General features: G+C 59.8%; 16 protein-coding genes. 14 read left to right on the forward strand and 2 right to left on the reverse strand.

All coding sequences use genetic code 11. The features are described 5' to 3' along the window. The first annotated feature begins 20 nt into the window (after positions 1-20). Together AB4N43_RS15460 and AB4N43_RS15465 are read left to right on the forward strand one after the other, a co-directional pair. On the forward strand, positions 21-755 hold the full coding sequence (locus AB4N43_RS15460; protein WP_460151633.1) for an SDR family oxidoreductase: 735 nt from the start codon (positions 21-23) through the stop codon (positions 753-755). Between the two features lie 80 nt (positions 756-835). Then, positions 836-1,096, forward strand: coding sequence for a hypothetical protein (locus AB4N43_RS15465; RefSeq protein WP_027922244.1), 261 nt, complete (start codon positions 836-838; stop codon positions 1,094-1,096). Positions 1,097-1,112: 16 nt separating this feature from the next. On the opposite strand, the gene betT is transcribed toward AB4N43_RS15465, so the two are convergent. Together betT and epsC are read right to left on the reverse strand one after the other, a co-directional pair. After that, positions 1,113-3,068 (reverse strand): choline transporter BetT, encoded by a 1,956-nt coding sequence (betT, locus tag AB4N43_RS15470; RefSeq protein ID WP_177327593.1) that lies wholly within the window; start codon positions 3,066-3,068, stop codon positions 1,113-1,115. A gap of 427 nt (positions 3,069-3,495) precedes the next feature. Further along, positions 3,496-4,422 carry a serine O-acetyltransferase EpsC gene (gene epsC / locus AB4N43_RS15475; protein ID WP_027922246.1) on the reverse strand — a complete coding sequence of 309 codons (927 nt, stop codon included), beginning with the start codon at positions 4,420-4,422 and terminating at the stop codon, positions 3,496-3,498. A gap of 190 nt (positions 4,423-4,612) precedes the next feature. Between epsC and AB4N43_RS15480 the strand changes: the two genes are divergently transcribed. From AB4N43_RS15480 to AB4N43_RS15535, 12 genes are all read left to right on the forward strand, one after another. Continuing rightward, entirely contained in the window at positions 4,613-5,605 is a 993-nt protein-coding gene (locus tag AB4N43_RS15480; protein WP_027922247.1) for a D-cysteine desulfhydrase, read from the forward strand. Between the two features lie 228 nt (positions 5,606-5,833). Continuing rightward, positions 5,834-6,634 (forward strand): cystine ABC transporter substrate-binding protein, encoded by an 801-nt coding sequence (gene tcyJ / locus AB4N43_RS15485; RefSeq protein ID WP_027922248.1) that lies wholly within the window; start codon positions 5,834-5,836, stop codon positions 6,632-6,634. Then, positions 6,634-7,299: a cystine ABC transporter permease gene (tcyL, locus tag AB4N43_RS15490; protein ID WP_032833441.1), complete on the forward strand. Its 666-nt coding sequence runs from the start codon at positions 6,634-6,636 to the stop codon at positions 7,297-7,299. The genes tcyJ and tcyL overlap by 1 nt, the downstream gene beginning before the upstream one ends. A 3-nt stretch (positions 7,300-7,302) precedes the next feature. Then, on the forward strand, positions 7,303-8,055 hold the full coding sequence (gene tcyN / locus AB4N43_RS15495) for an L-cystine ABC transporter ATP-binding protein TcyN (protein WP_027922250.1): 753 nt from the start codon (positions 7,303-7,305) through the stop codon (positions 8,053-8,055). A 487-nt stretch (positions 8,056-8,542) separates the two neighbouring features. After that, positions 8,543-9,307 (forward strand): hypothetical protein, encoded by a 765-nt coding sequence (locus AB4N43_RS15500; protein WP_460151635.1) that lies wholly within the window; start codon positions 8,543-8,545, stop codon positions 9,305-9,307. Between the two features lie 298 nt (positions 9,308-9,605). Continuing rightward, entirely contained in the window at positions 9,606-10,847 is a 1,242-nt protein-coding gene (locus AB4N43_RS15505) for an SfnB family sulfur acquisition oxidoreductase (RefSeq protein ID WP_460151637.1), read from the forward strand. 39 nt (positions 10,848-10,886) lie between these two features. Continuing rightward, positions 10,887-12,080, forward strand: coding sequence for an SfnB family sulfur acquisition oxidoreductase (locus tag AB4N43_RS15510; protein WP_059181833.1), 1,194 nt, complete (start codon positions 10,887-10,889; stop codon positions 12,078-12,080). Further along, a complete protein-coding gene (locus tag AB4N43_RS15515) occupies positions 12,080-13,438 on the forward strand; it encodes an LLM class flavin-dependent oxidoreductase (protein ID WP_460151639.1) in 1,359 nt (452 codons plus the stop codon). The genes AB4N43_RS15510 and AB4N43_RS15515 overlap by 1 nt, the downstream gene beginning before the upstream one ends. Positions 13,439-13,577: 139 nt before the next feature. Next, the gene (locus AB4N43_RS15520; RefSeq protein WP_194940919.1) at positions 13,578-14,387 is read left to right on the forward strand and encodes a MetQ/NlpA family ABC transporter substrate-binding protein; all 810 of its coding nucleotides are present in this window, start codon (positions 13,578-13,580) and stop codon (positions 14,385-14,387) included. Positions 14,388-14,389: 2 nt separating this feature from the next. Continuing rightward, positions 14,390-15,511: a methionine ABC transporter ATP-binding protein gene (locus AB4N43_RS15525; RefSeq protein ID WP_194940920.1), complete on the forward strand. Its 1,122-nt coding sequence runs from the start codon at positions 14,390-14,392 to the stop codon at positions 15,509-15,511. Further along, entirely contained in the window at positions 15,501-16,145 is a 645-nt protein-coding gene (locus tag AB4N43_RS15530; protein WP_059181836.1) for a methionine ABC transporter permease, read from the forward strand. Before AB4N43_RS15525 ends, AB4N43_RS15530 begins: the two co-directional genes overlap by 11 nt. 69 nt (positions 16,146-16,214) lie before the next feature. After that, positions 16,215-16,844: a class I SAM-dependent methyltransferase gene (locus tag AB4N43_RS15535; protein WP_460151642.1), complete on the forward strand. Its 630-nt coding sequence runs from the start codon at positions 16,215-16,217 to the stop codon at positions 16,842-16,844. The last annotated feature ends 2 nt before the right edge of the window (positions 16,845-16,846 follow it).

Raw genomic sequence — 16,846 nt, forward strand, 5'->3', positions numbered from 1 at the left:
CCTGATCAGGAATCAACACCATGAGTATTCAGAAAGTTGCCATCGTCACCGGTGCCTCGCGCGGCATCGGCGCGGTGATCGCCAGACAATTGGCCCGCGACGGTTTCGCCGTCGCCATCAATTACGCCAGCAGCGCCACTGAAGCGTCGGCCCTGGTGGTGGAGTTGCGTCAGGCCGGCCATCAAGCCATAGCGATCAAGGCTGACGTGGCCAACGCCGACGACGTGCGTCGGATGTTCGACGAGACCGAAACGCAACTGGGGAAAGTCGATGTACTGATCAATAACGCCGGCATCCTCAAAGTGCTGCCGCTGGCGCAACACACCGATGAATTGTTCGAGCAGACGTTCAACATTCACGCACGCGGCACGTTCAACACCTTGCGTGAAGCGGCGACGCGCTTGAACAGCGGCGGGCGGATCGTCAACTTTTCCAGCAGCACCGTCGGCCTTAACCTGCCAGGTTACGCGGTGTACATTGCCAGCAAAGCGGCGGTGGAATCGCTGACCCAGGTGTTTGCCAAGGAAATGCGCGGGCGCAATATCACCGTGAATGCCGTGGCGCCGGGGCCGGTGGCCACTGAGTTGTTTTTGCACGGCAAGAGTGAAGAGCAGATTCAGAATTTCGCGAAGATGCCTCCGCTGGAACGGCTGGGTCAGCCGGAGGATATTGCTCGGGTGGTGTCGTTTCTGGTGGGGCCGGACTCGGCCTGGGTCAACGGGCAGATTTTGCGCGCTAATGGTGGGTTGGTTTAACTATGCTCAATCCAAGACCCTAGTGACCCTTTCGCGAGCAGGCTTACCAGGAAACAAATCTCTAAAGGGCAAAACCCACCATGCACACCGCCATCATCATCACCTTCGGCCTGGCCCTCCTCGCCCTGATGCTGTTCATCGGCGAGAAAATCGGCTTCAGCCGCCAGACACTGACCTACAGCTTTGTAGTCCTGTGGCTGGCGCTGACAGTGATCAACGGCGCCATCGGCGTGGTCACTGCCGGCCAGTCCTTGAGCTCGGAGCTGGGGATCGGCACGGTGGTGTTCAGTGTGCCAGTGGCGGCGCTGGTGTTGTTCATGGTGTTGAGCGCAGAGGCCTGAAACAGGCCCCGCGTTACTAACGCACCAAATGCAAAAACTGCAGATGCCGTTCGTACTGGTCAAGGATGTCGTTGATGATCTGGTCCTTGGTGTAACCCACCAGATCGTAGTCCTGACTGCCCTCGCTCAAATGCACTTCGGCCCGGTAATAACGACGGTTATTGAGCTGCTTGGAGCCCATGCCGCCACGGGCAAAGGATGGCGTGAAGTAACCGCGCATCTGCACCTGATAAATAAACGGATGCTCTTCACCGTGACCGATTTCCAGGCTGACACTGTCGTTGACCGGGTCCGGTTGCGTGATCACATTCAAACCCTTCTCGACGAACACCGCCGACACTTCCTCGATCGCCGGGCGCACCGTGGTATCGAGAAAACGATACACCTCATCCCGGGACGGGAAGTGCACCGCCTGACTCAAGCGCTGACGCCAGCCACCGCGCCGTGAGCCGGCCACCGGTGCCAGGGAATGCAGTTGCGCAATCTGCTTCTGGGACTCCAGGTAGAACGCCTTGTGCAGCCCCCACATCATCAACAGCAGGATCAGCGAGAACGGCAGCGACGTCAGCACCACCGCCGACTTCAACGCATCGATGCTGCCGGAGAACAGCAGCGCACTGGTCACCAGTGCGGTCATCGCGCCCCAGAACACCCGCAGCCATTTCGGCCCGTCTTCATCCGGGTTGCCGCCCTTGGCGGACAACGTCGACAACACCACCGTGCCGGAGTCAGCCGAGGTGACGAAGAACACGAAGCTGATGAACACCGTCACGGCGATCACCGTTTTGCTCCACGGGTAGGTTTCCAGCAGCAAGTAGAGGGTCATCGACGGGTTGTCGATGGCCGACATGCCGAGCGCACTCATTCCATGGTTGAGCACTTGATCGATGGCGCTGTTGCCGAAGATCGACATCCACGCCAGGGTGAAACCGAGCGGGATCAGCAGCACGCCGAAGACGAATTCGCGGATGGTGCGGCCACGGGAAATCCGCGCGATAAACAGGCCCACGAACGGCGACCATGCGATCCACCAGGCCCAATAAAACACCGTCCAGCCGCCCAGCCAGTCGCTGGGTTTGTCATAGGCGTACAGGTCGAAACTCTTCATCGGCAAGGCGCCGAGGTAGTCGCCGATGTTTTGGATCAGGGTGTTCAACAGGTGCTGCGTGGGGCCGGCGAACAGCACGAACAGCAGCAGTGCGCAGGCCAGCAGCATGTTGATGTCGGACATCACCCGCACGCCTTTATCGACGCCAGACACTGCGACGATGATCGCCGCGCCCATCATCAGCGTAATCAGGCCGACCTGAATCCACTGGGTGTGGGCGATGCCGAACAAGTAATCCAGACCGGAGTTAAGGTGCAGCACACCAAAACCCATGTCGGCACCGAGGCCGAACACCGTGGCGATGATGCCGAAGCCGTCCACCGCGTAACCGATGGGGCCGTTGATACGCTTGCCGATCAGCGGGTACAGCGCCGAGCGCAGGGCCAGCGGCAGGTTGTGACGGTAGGCGAAGTAGGCCAGCGCCATGCCGACAAAAGCGAACACGCCCCAGCCGTGCAGGCCCCAGTGCAGAAACAGAATCTGCATCGCCTGACGCGCAGCCTCCGGTGTACCGGCCGTGCCTTGGGGCGGTTGCGCCAAGTGGGTCAGCGGTTCGGACACACAAAAGAAAAACAGCGTGATGCTGATCCCGGCGGCGAACAGCATGCCGGCCCAGGACAGGTAACTGAACTCGGGTTCGTCGTGGTCGGCACCGAGCTTGATCTTGCCGTAGCCGGACAAGGCGGTGACAACCACGAAGACCAGATACAGGGTCATCGCGAGCATGTAGTACCAGCCGACCGTATTGGCCGCCCAGTTTTGCGCCGCCAGCAACCAGGCACCGGCTTGCTCGGGCATGGCGATGACGACAATGCCGAAGAGCAGAATGAAGCTCGCCGAGAAGTAGAACACCGGCGGGTTCATGCGGACCAGGCCGCTGGGTGGGATAGACGATGCACTCATGAAACGTGCACCTCTAAGGGGTAAAACGTGGCTGTAGAAATCAGACTCAGCAAAGGCAAGCCTCCTGTTGTGAGCGGGCAGCAAACTGCCGGTTTAACTTGAATGAGCGTTCAAGTTAAACATGGATAGGGGGCTAAGGACTAATCCCTGGGCTCGGCGGTACTGTTCGTACGCTAGCTCAAGGATGGGTAAGAGGAGGGATTTTGAGGATTCGTTCAGTTGAGATTTAGCTGAATGCCGTTGTCTCGGCACGGCTTGAAATCCAATCGCGAGCAAGCTCGCTCCCACAGTGGATTTGGGTCAGTCCACGCTATTGTGAACACCACAAAACCCTGTGGGAGCGAGCTTGCTCGCGATGAGGCCGGATCAGTCAATCGAGATTCCGGACCTACTTCTGCGTCCCATCATCATGCTGCAAATTCGCCTGCGTCAGGTTGCACCCCGCCGGCACGCTGCGGGTCAGCCACACATTGCCGCCAATGGTCGAGCCCTTGCCAATCGTGATCCGCCCCAAAATCGTCGCCCCGGCATAAATCACCACGTCGTCTTCAACAATCGGATGCCGCGGATGGCCCTTCTGCAACTGACCGTCTTCATCGGACGGGAAGCGCTTGGCGCCCAGCGTGACCGCCTGATAAATCCGCACGCGCTCACCGATAATCGCGGTCTCGCCGATCACCACGCCCGTCCCGTGATCAATGAAAAAGCTGCGGCCGATCTGCGCGCCAGGGTGAATGTCGATTCCGGTGGCCGAGTGGGCGATCTCCGAACTGATCCGCGCCAGCAATGGCAACCCGGCGCGGTACAAATGGTGCGCCAGGCGATGGTGAATCACCGCCAGAATGCCCGGATAGCAAAGCAACACTTCGTCGACGCTGCGCGCCGCCGGGTCGCCGTGGTAGGCAGCCAGCACATCGCTGTCCAGCAAACTGCGCAGTCCCGGCAAGGCGAGCGCGAAGTCCTGAATGATCTGAATGGTTTTCGCCTCGATGTCGGCCTCCGCCTGCTGGCTGTGGCGAGCGGCATAGTGCAATTCGAGTCGTGCCTGGGCCAGCAACGCATTGAGCGCCACATCGAGGGTATGGCCGACGTAGAAGTCTTCACTCTCCTCTCGCAAATCCACCGGCCCCAGGCGCATCGGGAACAACGCCCCGCAGAGTGCTTCAAGGATCTCCGCCATGGCCGCTCGCGACGGCAATTCGCGCCCACCCTGCTCGGTGCTGGCACGCCCATTTTGTGCACGCCACTGCGAACGCGCCGTGCGCAGTTGGCTGACGATGGTCTGCAGTTGCCAATGACTGGAACGCTCGCTCACGGTAAAAACTCCTCACGGGCGGCCGGACTGTCTGGCCGCGCTGACGGCGTTTACTTTACGGCATGGTCTTGAGGCCGAATTAAGAACCAATTGTGCAGAGCTCAGAATCTTTGGCTATAAGCGATTGGCGGTTGCCCAGGCAAATGGGCGTGCCTATAGTCCTGTCATCTTTCTCCGCCAGTACGGACCCATGATCAAACAACAGCTCGCTCGTTTTAACCGTCTCGATTTACTCGGCCACCCCACTGCCCTGGAAAAACTTGAACGCTTGTCGACCTGGCTGGGCCGCGATGTGTACGTCAAACGCGATGACCTGACGCCACTGGCCATGGGCGGCAACAAACTGCGCAAGCTCGAATACCTCGCCGCCGATGCTCTGGCACAAGGCGCCGACACGCTCATCACCGCCGGTGCGCTGCAGTCCAACCACGTGCGCCAGACCGCAGCCATTGCCGCCAAACTGGGCCTGAGTTGCGTCGCGCTGCTGGAAAACCCTTTGGGCACTGACGACGCCAACTATCTCGGCAACGGCAATCGCCTGTTGCTGGACCTGTTCGATACCAAGGTCGAGCGGGTGGAAAACCTCGACAACGCCGACGAGCAATTGCAGGCCCTGGCCGATCGCCTGCGCAATAACGGCAAGAAGCCGTACCTGGTGCCGATTGGGGGTTCGAATGCGCTGGGCGCGTTGGGTTATGTGCGCGCCGGGTTGGAGTTGGCCGAGCAAATCAAGGACACCGGTTTGAATTTCGCCGCCGTGGTCCTGGCCTCGGGCAGTGCCGGCACCCACAGCGGGCTGGCGTTGGCGCTGAGTGAAGCGCTGCCGGATTTGCCAGTTATTGGCGTCACGGTTTCCCGTAGTGATGAAGACCAGCGACCGAAAGTCCAGGGCCTCGCCGAACGTACGGCCGAACTGCTCGGCGTGCAGTTGCCAGCGAGTTTCAAAATTGAACTGTGGGACGAATATTTCGGGCCGCGCTATGGCGAGCCGAACGCCGGAACACTGTCAGCAGTGAAGCTGCTGGCGAGTCAGGAAGGCTTGCTGCTGGACCCGGTGTATACGGGCAAGGCCATGGCCGGGTTGCTGGACGGGATCGGACGCGGACGCTTCGATGAGGGGCCGATTATCTTCCTGCACACCGGGGGGGCACCGGCGTTGTTCGCCTACAAAGACTTTTTGTGATCGATGGTTCCCATGCTCTGCATGGGAACCCTCTTCATATGCAATTATTGAATAACCAGATCAATATTTAATATTTTCCAATCTATAGGCGTCATCATATAGTCGCGCCGCAGGCGAATTTGCAGCGAGACGCATATGCTGCTTTAGGGCAGGATATCGCAGTCGTCCAAATCCCGGATTTGCCAACATTCCTAAAGCGTCTTCCATAAGAAAACACAGGGGCTTGTCATGAATTTTTCCGCACTACGTCGAAACCTGCTGGTTGGTTCGCTGGGCCTGGCGCTGAGCGCCGGTTTGCTCGGCCAGGCCGTTGCCGGTGAGCAACTGCAAAAAATCAAGGACGCGGGCGTGATCAACGTCGGTCTGGAAGGCACTTATCCTCCGTTCAGTTTCGTTGACGCCGACGGCAAACTGGCCGGCTTCGAAGTCGAGCTTTCCGAAGCACTGGCTAAAAAGCTGGGCGTCAAAGCCAAGATTCAGCCAACCAAGTGGGACGGTATTCTTGCTGCTCTGGAATCCAAGCGCCTGGACGTAGTGGTCAATCAGGTCACCATCTCCGACGAGCGCAAGAAGAAGTATGACTTCTCCGAACCGTACACCATCTCCGGTATTCAGGCGCTGGTACTGAAGGACAAGGAAGCCGCGCTGAACATCAAGACCGCCGCTGACCTGTCCGGCAAGAAAGTCGGTGTAGGCCTGGGCACCAACTACGAACAATGGGTCCGCGCCAACGTGCCGGGCGCTGACGTGCGCACCTACGACGATGATCCGACCAAGTTTGCCGACCTGAACAATGGCCGGACCGATGCCATCCTGATCGACCGCCTGGCCGCACTTGAATACGCCAAGAAAGCACCGAAAACAGTCGCTGCCGGTCAAGCGTTCTCCCGTCAGGAGTCCGGTATTGCCCTGCGCAAAGGCGAGCCAGAACTGCTGGCAGCCGTGAACAAGGCCCTCGACGAGCTGCGTGCCGATGGCACCCTGGCCAAGATCTCGGAAAAATACTTCCAAGCTGACGTCACCAAATAATGGAAGAAGCTTTCCAACTCGCACTGGACTCCGCGCCCTTTCTGCTCAAGGGCGCGTACTTCACAGTAATCCTCAGCCTCGGCGGGATGTTCTTCGGCCTGGTGATGGGGTTCGGCCTGGCACTCATGCGCCTGTCGCGTTTCAAACTGGTGAGCTGGATCGCCCGCATCTACGTGTCGTTCTTTCGCGGCACGCCGTTGCTGGTGCAACTGTTCGTGATCTATTACGGCTTGCCGCAACTGGGTATCGAACTTGATCCGCTGCCGGCGGCCCTGATCGGCTTCTCGCTGAACATGGCGGCCTACGCCTGCGAAATCCTCCGTGCCGCGATCAGCTCCATCGAGCGCGGCCAGTGGGAAGCTGCCGCAAGTATCGGCATGACCCGCGCGCAAACCCTGCGCCGGGCCATCCTGCCACAAGCGATGCGCACGGCCTTGCCGCCGCTGGGCAACAGCTTCATTTCGCTGGTCAAGGACACGGCACTGGCCGCCACCATTCAGGTGCCGGAGCTGTTCCGTCAGGCACAACTGATTACCGCCCGGACTTTCGAAGTCTTCACCATGTATCTTGCCGCCGCGCTGATCTACTGGATTCTGGCCACGGTGCTGTCGCACCTGCAGAACACGTTGGAAGCGCGGGTCAATCGGCACGACCAGGAGTCCTGACCCATGATTGTCGTGGAAAAACTGACAAAGCAGTTCAAGGGTCAAGTCGTGCTCAACGGCATCGATCTTGAAGTGAAGGAAGGCGAGGTCGTGGCGATCATCGGGCCTAGCGGCTCTGGCAAGACCACGTTCCTGCGGTGCCTGAATTTTCTGGAAGAACCCACCAGCGGCCGGATCAAGGTCGGTGACATCGAGATCGATGGCAGCCGCCCGCTGAACCAGCAGCAAGGTCTGGTACGACGCCTGCGCCAACACGTCGGCTTCGTGTTTCAGAACTTCAACCTGTTCCCGCACCGTACTGCTCTGGAAAACGTCATCGAAGGCCCGATCATCGTGAAGAAGATCCCGCACGCCGAAGCCGTTGCCCTGGGCAAAAAGCTCTTGGCCAGGGTTGGCCTGGCGGGCAAGGAAGATGCTTACCCGCGGCGCCTTTCCGGTGGTCAGCAACAGCGCGTGGCGATTGCCCGGGCGCTGGCGATGGAGCCGGAAGTGATCCTGTTCGATGAGCCGACCTCGGCGCTCGATCCGGAACTGGTCGGTGAGGTGCTGGCGGCCATCCGCAGCCTCGCCGAGGAGAAGCGCACCATGGTCATCGTTACTCATGAAATGGGTTTTGCCCGGGACGTGGCCAATCGCGTGGTGTTTTTCGACAAGGGCGTGATCGTTGAACAAGGCGAAGCAAAAGCGTTGTTTGCCAACCCGAAAGAAGAACGGACAAAACAGTTTCTCAGTAAGTTCTTGAACAACACCCACTGAAGTATCGCCTCGCCACTTGTTAACTTCCATGGATGGAAGTGACAACTAATTCCTCAACAAAACTCCTTCCCGCCTACTTCCCCCCTACTTTAAATAATTCAGCCCCCTCCTGGTGCGGTACATATATATGTCCTGCAACAGATCTTTCTCGCCTAAAGTTTGCCTAACCCAGCGTTCGACAACATGCGACCCTTGGCCACCGCCGGCGTGATGTCACGCCTAAAAACGTAGCCATGTTCGACAGCTCGCCGCAGCTTATTAACTTCAGCACGTAGGATTATTCTGAATAACAGGTGATCCAGCACTTAACTAGCCAACTCTATTGACACCTATTCAAGCGCACTCTTATCTAGTCGCCAACAGGCGCCAACCTTTGCACTTCAGCCTTATTCAACTTCCAAGTAATAAGCCGATTTGTTGCCGGGTAATGCACGCCTTTGAACTTTCAGAAACGGAACTTCGCTGCAAGGTTTCAAGGAGAAAAACCATGACAAGCACTTTGAACACACCCGAACTTGCGGCCCCGACCCTGGCGCAATCGCACAAGGCCGGGGTCAACATGATCTCGGCGGCTCATCTCATGATCGACGTGGCGCCCTACCCCGGCATGGACGCAGGCGACCTGATCGAACTGTTCTGGGACGACTGCTACGTCGCATCACGCGTGCTGGGCGCCGACGACGTCGGTGCAGTCGTTGGCCTGCGGGTGCCGGAAAGCTTCATTGCCAACGGCTGCGCACGCATTCATTACAAGGTCATGCAGGTTGGGCAAGGGCCGGCGTTATCACCGGCGACACGGGTCCAGATCAAGCTGGACTGCCCTGGTGGCTCGTTATCGGCCCAGTGCGGCGACGAAAACCAAAGCCTGGCACCCGTGGGCCTGCCCGAGACCATTCGCCGCCAAGGGGTCAATCCGAACCAGATCAAGCGTGGCGTACCACTGACCATCGAGCCCTACCTGAACATGGCCGCCGACGACGAAATAACAGTGCGCTGGGGCGATGTGCGCATGGACCTGCCCAAGCTCAAGGCCGACGAGGTGGGCCAGCCGATTCAGGTCTGGGTGCCGCCAACAATCATTCTCGAAGCCGGCGAAGACCTGCGGCTGGAAGTGACCTATTGCATCCTCGACCGCGTGGGTAACAACTCGCGTTGGGCGCCACCGCGCTGGCTGAACATCGGTTGCGCCAATCCCTATCTGAAGGTACGGCAGAAGGAGATGTTGATGGCGGCCGAACCGCGTAAACGCTGAGCCCCCTTTGACACTGGGCGAACTCAATCCTGTAGCAGCTGGCGAAGCCTGCTGCTACAGGGGTATGCGCACACTCATCAAATGGGTGTAGGCCACCCCTTCTATGTATATTCCTAAAAGTTAGTTTATTAATTTTTTATACACGCTTAGGGTATATGCACCGGACCACCGGACATTCTTGATTTTATTCGTCGCCACTACGCGACGATCCCATGAGATGTGAGGTAGGTATGGTCCGGAACACAATCACCCCAGTGCAGATCGCCAGGGCATTGCGTGCAGCCAAGGAGCGGCACTGATGTCCAGTCTGGCAGATGCAATCGTTCAGAGTGATCTGGACATCGCCCCCCTGTTGTTGCCCGCGCAAGTCTTGCGCAACGACGCACAAGCCATCAAAGCCGCCCATGAGCTGGCGCAAGTCGCTCGTCTGCACGCGGCCAAACGCGACCGCCAGCGCAAGTTGCCCTGGTCGGAAATCGAACAGTTCACCCGCAGCGGTTTAGGCAGCATTGCCATCCCCCGCGAGTACGGTGGTCCACAGGTTTCTTTCGTCACCGTCGCCGAGGTATTCGCGATCATTTCCGCGGCAGACCCGGCATTGGGACAGATCCCGCAGAACCAGTTTGGCATTCTCAACCTGGTACTCGGCAGCGCCACTGAAGCGCAGAAAAAACAGCTGTTCAAAAGCGTGCTCGACGGTTGGCGCATCGGCAATGCCGGGCCTGAACGCGGTACAAAAAACACCTTGGAACTCAAGGCGCGCATCACCGCCGACGGCGACGGTTTTGTCCTCAATGGGCAGAAGTTTTACTCCACCGGCGCACTGTTCGCCCACTGGGTTGCGGTCAAAGCGTTGAACGACAATGGCAAACAAGTGCTGGCCTTCGTCCGTCGCGGCACGCAGGGGCTGCGCATCGTGGATGACTGGTCAGGCTTCGGTCAGCGCACCACCGCCAGCGGCACCCTCTTGCTCAACAACGTGCGTGTCGACGCCGAGCTGGTGGTGGACAACTGGAAGATAAACGAGCAGCCGAACCTCCAGGGCGCCGTGTCGCAACTGATTCAAGCCGCCATCGACGCGGGGATTGCCCGAGGTGCCATCGACGACGCCATCGAGTTCGTGAAAACCCGCGCGCGTCCATGGATCGACGCCAAGGTCGAACGGGCCAGCGATGACCTGTACGTGATTGCGGATATCGGCAAGTTGAAAATCGAATTGCACGCCGCCGAAGCGCTGCTGCGCAAGGCCGGGCAAGTGCTCGATCAGGTCAACGCCGCCCCCGTCACAGCCGAGTCGGCCGCCCGCGCCTCGATTGCCGTGGCCGAAGCCAAAGTGCTGACCACCGAGATCTCGCTGCAGGCCAGCGAGAAGCTTTTCGAACTGGCCGGCAGCCGCGCCACCCTCGCCGAATTCAACCTCGACCGCCATTGGCGCAACGCCCGCGTGCACACGCTGCACGACCCGGTGCGCTGGAAGTATTACGCCGTCGGCACTTATCACCTCAACGGCACGCTGCCGGCGCGGCATTCCTGGATCTGACGACCCGTACCCTTTTTGACCAGATCTCCGGAGAAACACATGACTTATTCCCACCACGTCGCGGTCATAACCAGCGACGAGCAAGCCCTGGTCGTCGCCAGTGATCTGGCCGACGACTTCAAACGCGACAGCGCACTGCGTGACCGCGAACGTCGTTTGCCGACCCCGGAACTCGAAGTGTTTTCCCGCTCGGGCCTGTGGGGCATCAGTGTACCCAAGGAGTACGGCGGCGCCGGGGTGTCCAACGTGACGCTGGCCAAAGTGATCGCCTTGATTGCCCAGGCTGACGGCTCGCTCGGGCAAATCCCGCAGAACCATTTTTACGCCCTCGAAGTGCTGCGTGTGAATGGCAGCGAAGCGCAGAAACAACGCCTGTACGCCGAAGTCCTGGCCGGCCAGCGCTTCGGTAATGCGCTCGCCGAACTTGGCACCAAAACCGCTCACGACCGCGTCACCAGCCTTAAGCGCGACGGTAACGGCTATCGCATCAACGGTCGCAAGTTCTACGCAACCGGCGCGATTTACGCGCAACGCATCCCGACCTCGGTGGTCGATGAACACGGCGTACAGCAACTGGCGTTCGTCCCTCGCGACAGCCAAGGCCTGACCGTCATCGACGACTGGAGCGGCTTTGGCCAGCGCACCACCGGCAGCGGTTCGGTAGTGTTCGAAGACGTGTACGTGGCGGCCGAGGACGTGGTCCCGTTTCAAAGCGCGTTCGAACGCCCGACCACCGTCGGCCCGCTCGCGCAAATCCTTCACGCCGCCATCGACACCGGCATCGCTCGCGCCGCCTATGAAGATGCGCTGCATTTTGTGCGCACCAAAACCCGGCCATGGATCGACGCCACCCATGAAAAAGCCACCGATGATCCGCTGACGATCAAGAGTTTCGGGCACTTGAGCATTCGCCTGCACGCCACCGAAGCCCTGCTGGAACGCTCCGGCGAATTCCTCGACAAGGCTCAAGCCGACACCAACGCCGAGACCGTCGCCGCCGCCTCGATTGCCGTCGCCGAAGCCCGGGCCATCAGCACTGAAATTTCCCTCGCCGCCGGCAGCACGCTGTTCGAACTGGCTGGCAGCCAGGCGACCCTGATCGAACATGGCCTGGACCGGCACTGGCGCAACGCCCGCGTGCACACGTTGCACGACCCGGTGCGCTGGAAGTATCACGCAGTGGGCAACTACTACCTCAACGATGAAAACCCTCCGCTACGAGGGACCATCTGATGGCCGACGCCAAAAAGAAGATCCTGCTCAATGCGTTCAACATGAACTGCATCGGGCACATTAACCACGGCTTGTGGACCCATCCACGGGACAACTCCACGCAGTACAAGACCCTCGAATACTGGACCGAACTGGCGCAACTGCTGGAGCGCGGGCTGTTCGACGGACTGTTCATCGCCGACATCGTCGGCGTGTACGACGTCTACCAGAACTCGGTGGACGTGCCGCTGAAAGAGTCGATCCAGCTGCCGGTCAACGACCCGCTGCTGCTGGTGTCGGCCATGGCCGCCGTGACCAAAAATCTCGGCTTCGGCCTGACCGCCAACCTCACTTACGAACCGCCATACCTGTTCGCCCGGCGCATGTCGACGCTCGATCACCTGAGCCGTGGCCGGGTCGGCTGGAACATCGTCACCGGCTACCTCGACAGCGCCGCCAAGGCCATGGGCCTGAGCGAGCAGGTCGAGCACGACCGTCGTTACGACCAGGCCGATGAGTACCTGGAAGTGCTCTACAAACTCTGGGAAGGCAGCTGGGAAAACGGCGCGGTGCTCAACGACCGCGAGCAACGGATCTACGCGCAGCCGGAGAAAGTGCACAAGGTCGAGCACAACGGCGAGTTCTATCAGGTCGAGGGTTATCACCTGTGTGAGCCGTCACCGCAACGCACGCCGGTGCTGTTCCAGGCCGGCAGTTCGGATCGCGGCTTGCTGTTCGCCGGGCGCCATGCCGAGTGTGTGTTCATCAGCGGCCAGAACAAACCGTCGACCAAAATCCAGGTGGACAAGGTTCGCGCCAGCGCCGTCGAGGCCGGACGTAACCCCGAGGACATCAAGGTGTTCATGGGGCTGAACGTGATTGTCGGCGCCACTGAAGAGCTGGCCTGGGCCAAGCACGCTGAGTACCTGAGCTATGCCAGTGCCGAGGCCGGCGTCGCGCATTTTTCGGCGTCGACCGGGATCGATTTTTCCGAATACGCCATCGACGAACCGATCCAGTACGTGAAGAGCAACGCGATCCAGTCGGCGACCAAAAACCTGCAAAACAACGACTGGACCCGGCGCAAATTGCTCGAGCAACACGCCCTCGGCGGCCGCTATATCACGGTGGTCGGTTCACCGGAACACGTGGCGGATGAACTGGAATCGTGGATCGCCGAAACCGGCCTGGACGGCTTCAACCTGACACGGATTGTCACCCCGGAAAGCTATGTGGATTTCATTGAACTGGTGATTCCGGAGTTGCAGCGTCGAGGGTCGTACAAGACGGCTTATGACCAGGGCAGCTTGCGGGAGAAGCTGTTTCAGGGTGAGGCGCATTTGCCTGAGCAACACACCGGCTCTACCTACCGCCATTGAATTCTGTGGGAGCGGGCTTGCCTGCGATAGCGGAGTGTCAGCAGCCACTACTTCAACTGACCCACCGCTATCGCAGGCAAGCCAGCTCCCACAGTTGATCTGTGCTGGTCCCAAAATAACTTATGACTGGAAATTCCACATGAAAAAAACATTTCTGATCCGCCCAGTCAAAGCACTGGCCCTGGCCCTCGGCCTGTTCAGCTCGGCGGTGTTCGCCGCCGACGCACCGTTGAAAATCGGCACCACCGCCGCCTTCGCCATCCCCCTCGAAGCCGCCGTCGAAGAGGCCTCCAAACAAGGCCTGAAAGTCGAACTGGTGGAGTTCAGCGACTGGATCGCCCCGAACGTCAGCCTCGCCGCCGGCGACATCGACGTGAACTATTTCCAGCACATCCCGTTCCTGGAAAACGCCAAGGCCGCTTCCGGTTTTGACCTGGTGCCGTTCGCGCCGGGGATCATCAACAACGTCGGTCTCTACTCGAAGAAATACAAAAGCTTCGACGAACTCCCGCAAGGCGCCAGCGTGGCCATCGCCAACGACCCGATCAACAGCGGACGCGGCCTGCAATTGCTGGCCAAGGCTGGCCTGATCACGCTCAAACCCGGCGTCGGCTACAAAGCCACCGAAGACGACATCATCGCCAACCCGAAGCAGATCAAAATCCTCCAGGTCGAAGCCGTGCAACTGGTGCGCGCCTACGACGATGCTGATCTGGTCCAGGGCTACCCGGCCTACATCCGTCTTTCGAAGACCTTTGATGCAGGTTCCGCGCTGCTGTTCGACGGCCTCGACCACAAGGAATACGTGATCCAGTTCGTGATCCAGCCGAAGAGCAAAACCGACCCGCGCCTGATCAAATTCGTCGACATCTACCAGCATTCGCCGGCCGTTCGTGCAGCCCTGGACAAGGCCCACGGCAAGCTCTACCAAGCCGGTTGGGAAAGCTGAGAATGACGGCCGCCACCCCACTGCGACTGGAGAGTCCAGCGCTCAAAAACGCTCAACGCACCGAACTGCACCCGGAGCTCAATCGGGTTCATGTGCGCTTCGTCGGCCTGGGCAAAACCTACAACGGCCAGCAGGGTCCGGTGGCGGCGTTGCAGGGCATCGACCTGGCGATCCAGCACGGCGAAGTGTTCGGCATCATCGGCCGCAGCGGTGCCGGCAAATCATCGCTGATCCGCACCATCAACCGGCTGGAGCAACCGAGCACCGGCCGCGTGCTGATCGATCAGGTGGACATCGGCGAGTTCGATGAAGACCGCCTGGTGGCGCTGCGTCGACGGATCGGCATGATCTTCCAGCACTTCAACCTGATGTCGGCCAAAACGGTGTGGCAGAACGTCGAGCTGCCGCTGAAAGTCGCCGGGGTGTCCAAGGACAAACGCGAGCGAAAGGTTCGCGAACTGCTTGAACTGGTGGGCCTGCAAGGCAAGCACAACGCGTATCCGGCGCAGCTGTCTGGCGGGCAGAAACAGCGCGTCGGCATCGCCCGCGCGTTGGTGCATGACCCGGCAATTCTGCTGTGTGACGAAGCCACTTCAGCGCTGGACCCGGAGACCACCCAATCGATCCTCGGCCTGCTACGCGAGATCAACCAGCGCCTGGGTTTGACCATCGTCCTGATCACCCACGAGATGGCGGTGATCCGCGATATTTGCGACCGCGTCGTGGTGCTCGAACACGGCAAAATCGTCGAGCAAGGACCGGTCTGGGAAGTTTTCGGCAACCCGCAGCATGAGGTCAGCAAGACCTTGCTCGCCCCATTGCAACACGCCCTGCCGGAAGAACTGCAAAGCCGTTTGCGCCCACTGCCGCTTTCTTCGGAAACGGCGGTGGTGCTGCGCTTGCAGTTCACCGGCAGTGCCACCGACGAGCCGGACCTGGCCGCCTTGTTCAGCGCCCTCGGGGGGCGCGTGCGCTTGCTGCAGGGTGGCGTGGAACGGATTCAGGGCCATGCGCTGGGGCAGTTGTTATTGGCGGTCACCGGCTCGCCGTTTGATGCCGAAGACGTGTGCCAACGCGCCAGCCAATGGGCGCAACAGGTGGAGGTGCTGGGTTATGTGGTTTGATCGCTTGCTGCAAGGCTTTATCGACACCTTCCTGATGGTCGGCGTGTCGTCATTGATCGCGCTGTTGGTGGGTGTTCCGCTGGCGGTGTTTCTGGTCACCAGTTCCAAGGGCGGCATCTACGAAGCACCGACACTGAACCGCGCCTTGGGGGCGTTCGTGAACCTGTTCCGCTCGATTCCATTCTTGATTTTGATGGTGGCGCTGATTCCGTTTACCCGGCTGATTGTCGGCACCACGTATGGCGTCTGGGCGGCCGTGGTGCCGCTGACCATCGCTGCAACGCCGTTCTTTGCACGGATTGCCGAGGTCAGCTTGCGCGAGGTCGATTTCGGCTTGATCGAAGCCGCGCAAGCGATGGGCTGCCGGCGTTGGCACATTGTCTGGCATGTGCTGCTGCCGGAAGCGCTGCCGGGGATCGTCGGGGGGTTCACAATTACGCTGGTGACGATGATCAACTCGTCGGCCATGGCCGGGGCGATTGGCGCCGGCGGGTTGGGCGACATTGCGTACCGGTATGGGTATCAGCGTTTTGACAGCCAGATCATGTTGACGGTGATTGTGTTGCTGGTGGTGTTGGTGGCAATCATTCAGCTCGGTGGGGATCGGTTGGCTCGGGGGCTCAACAAGCGCTAATCGAGAGGGGCATACACCTTGTAGCATGGCGTATATTCGGCAAACCCCAATTGCCTGCGCAGCCTCCTCATGAAACAGACTCCCGACGACCTCCAGCAGATCACAGCTACCACCCTGGGCCATTACAACTCGGTGGCCGAAGGTTTCCGTGAAGGCACGCGTGATCACGACGTCAGCCAGAACATCGATGCCCTGTTGCGGCACATTCAGGGCGAGGCGCCGTTCGACATTCTCGATTTCGGCTGCGGTCCTGGCCGCGATCTGCAAACGTTCACGCGCATGGGGCATACCGCCGTCGGCCTCGACGGGTCGGAAAAGTTTGCGCAGATGGCGCGTGAGGACAGCGGTTGTGAAGTCTGGCAGCAGGATTTTTTGAAGCTGGATTTACCAGCCGAGCGCTTCGACGGGATTTTTGCCAATGCGGTGCTGTTTCACATCCCGCGACAGGAACTGCCTCGAGTGTTGAAGGAATTGCGGGGGGCGTTGAAACCGGGTGGGGTGTTGTTCAGCTCCAATCCACGTGGGGAGAATCAGGAAGGCTGGAACGGTCCGCGTTATGGGGCTTATCACGATCTTGCGGCATGGCAGCAACTGCTGACCGAGGCGGGGTTTGTGGAGCTGGAGCATTACTACCGGCCAGCGGGGCTGCCGCGGGAGCAGCAGCCTTGGTTGGCGAGTGTTTGGCTTAAGGCTATTTAGGC

The organism is Pseudomonas sp. S2_B07 (genome assembly GCF_054668435.1).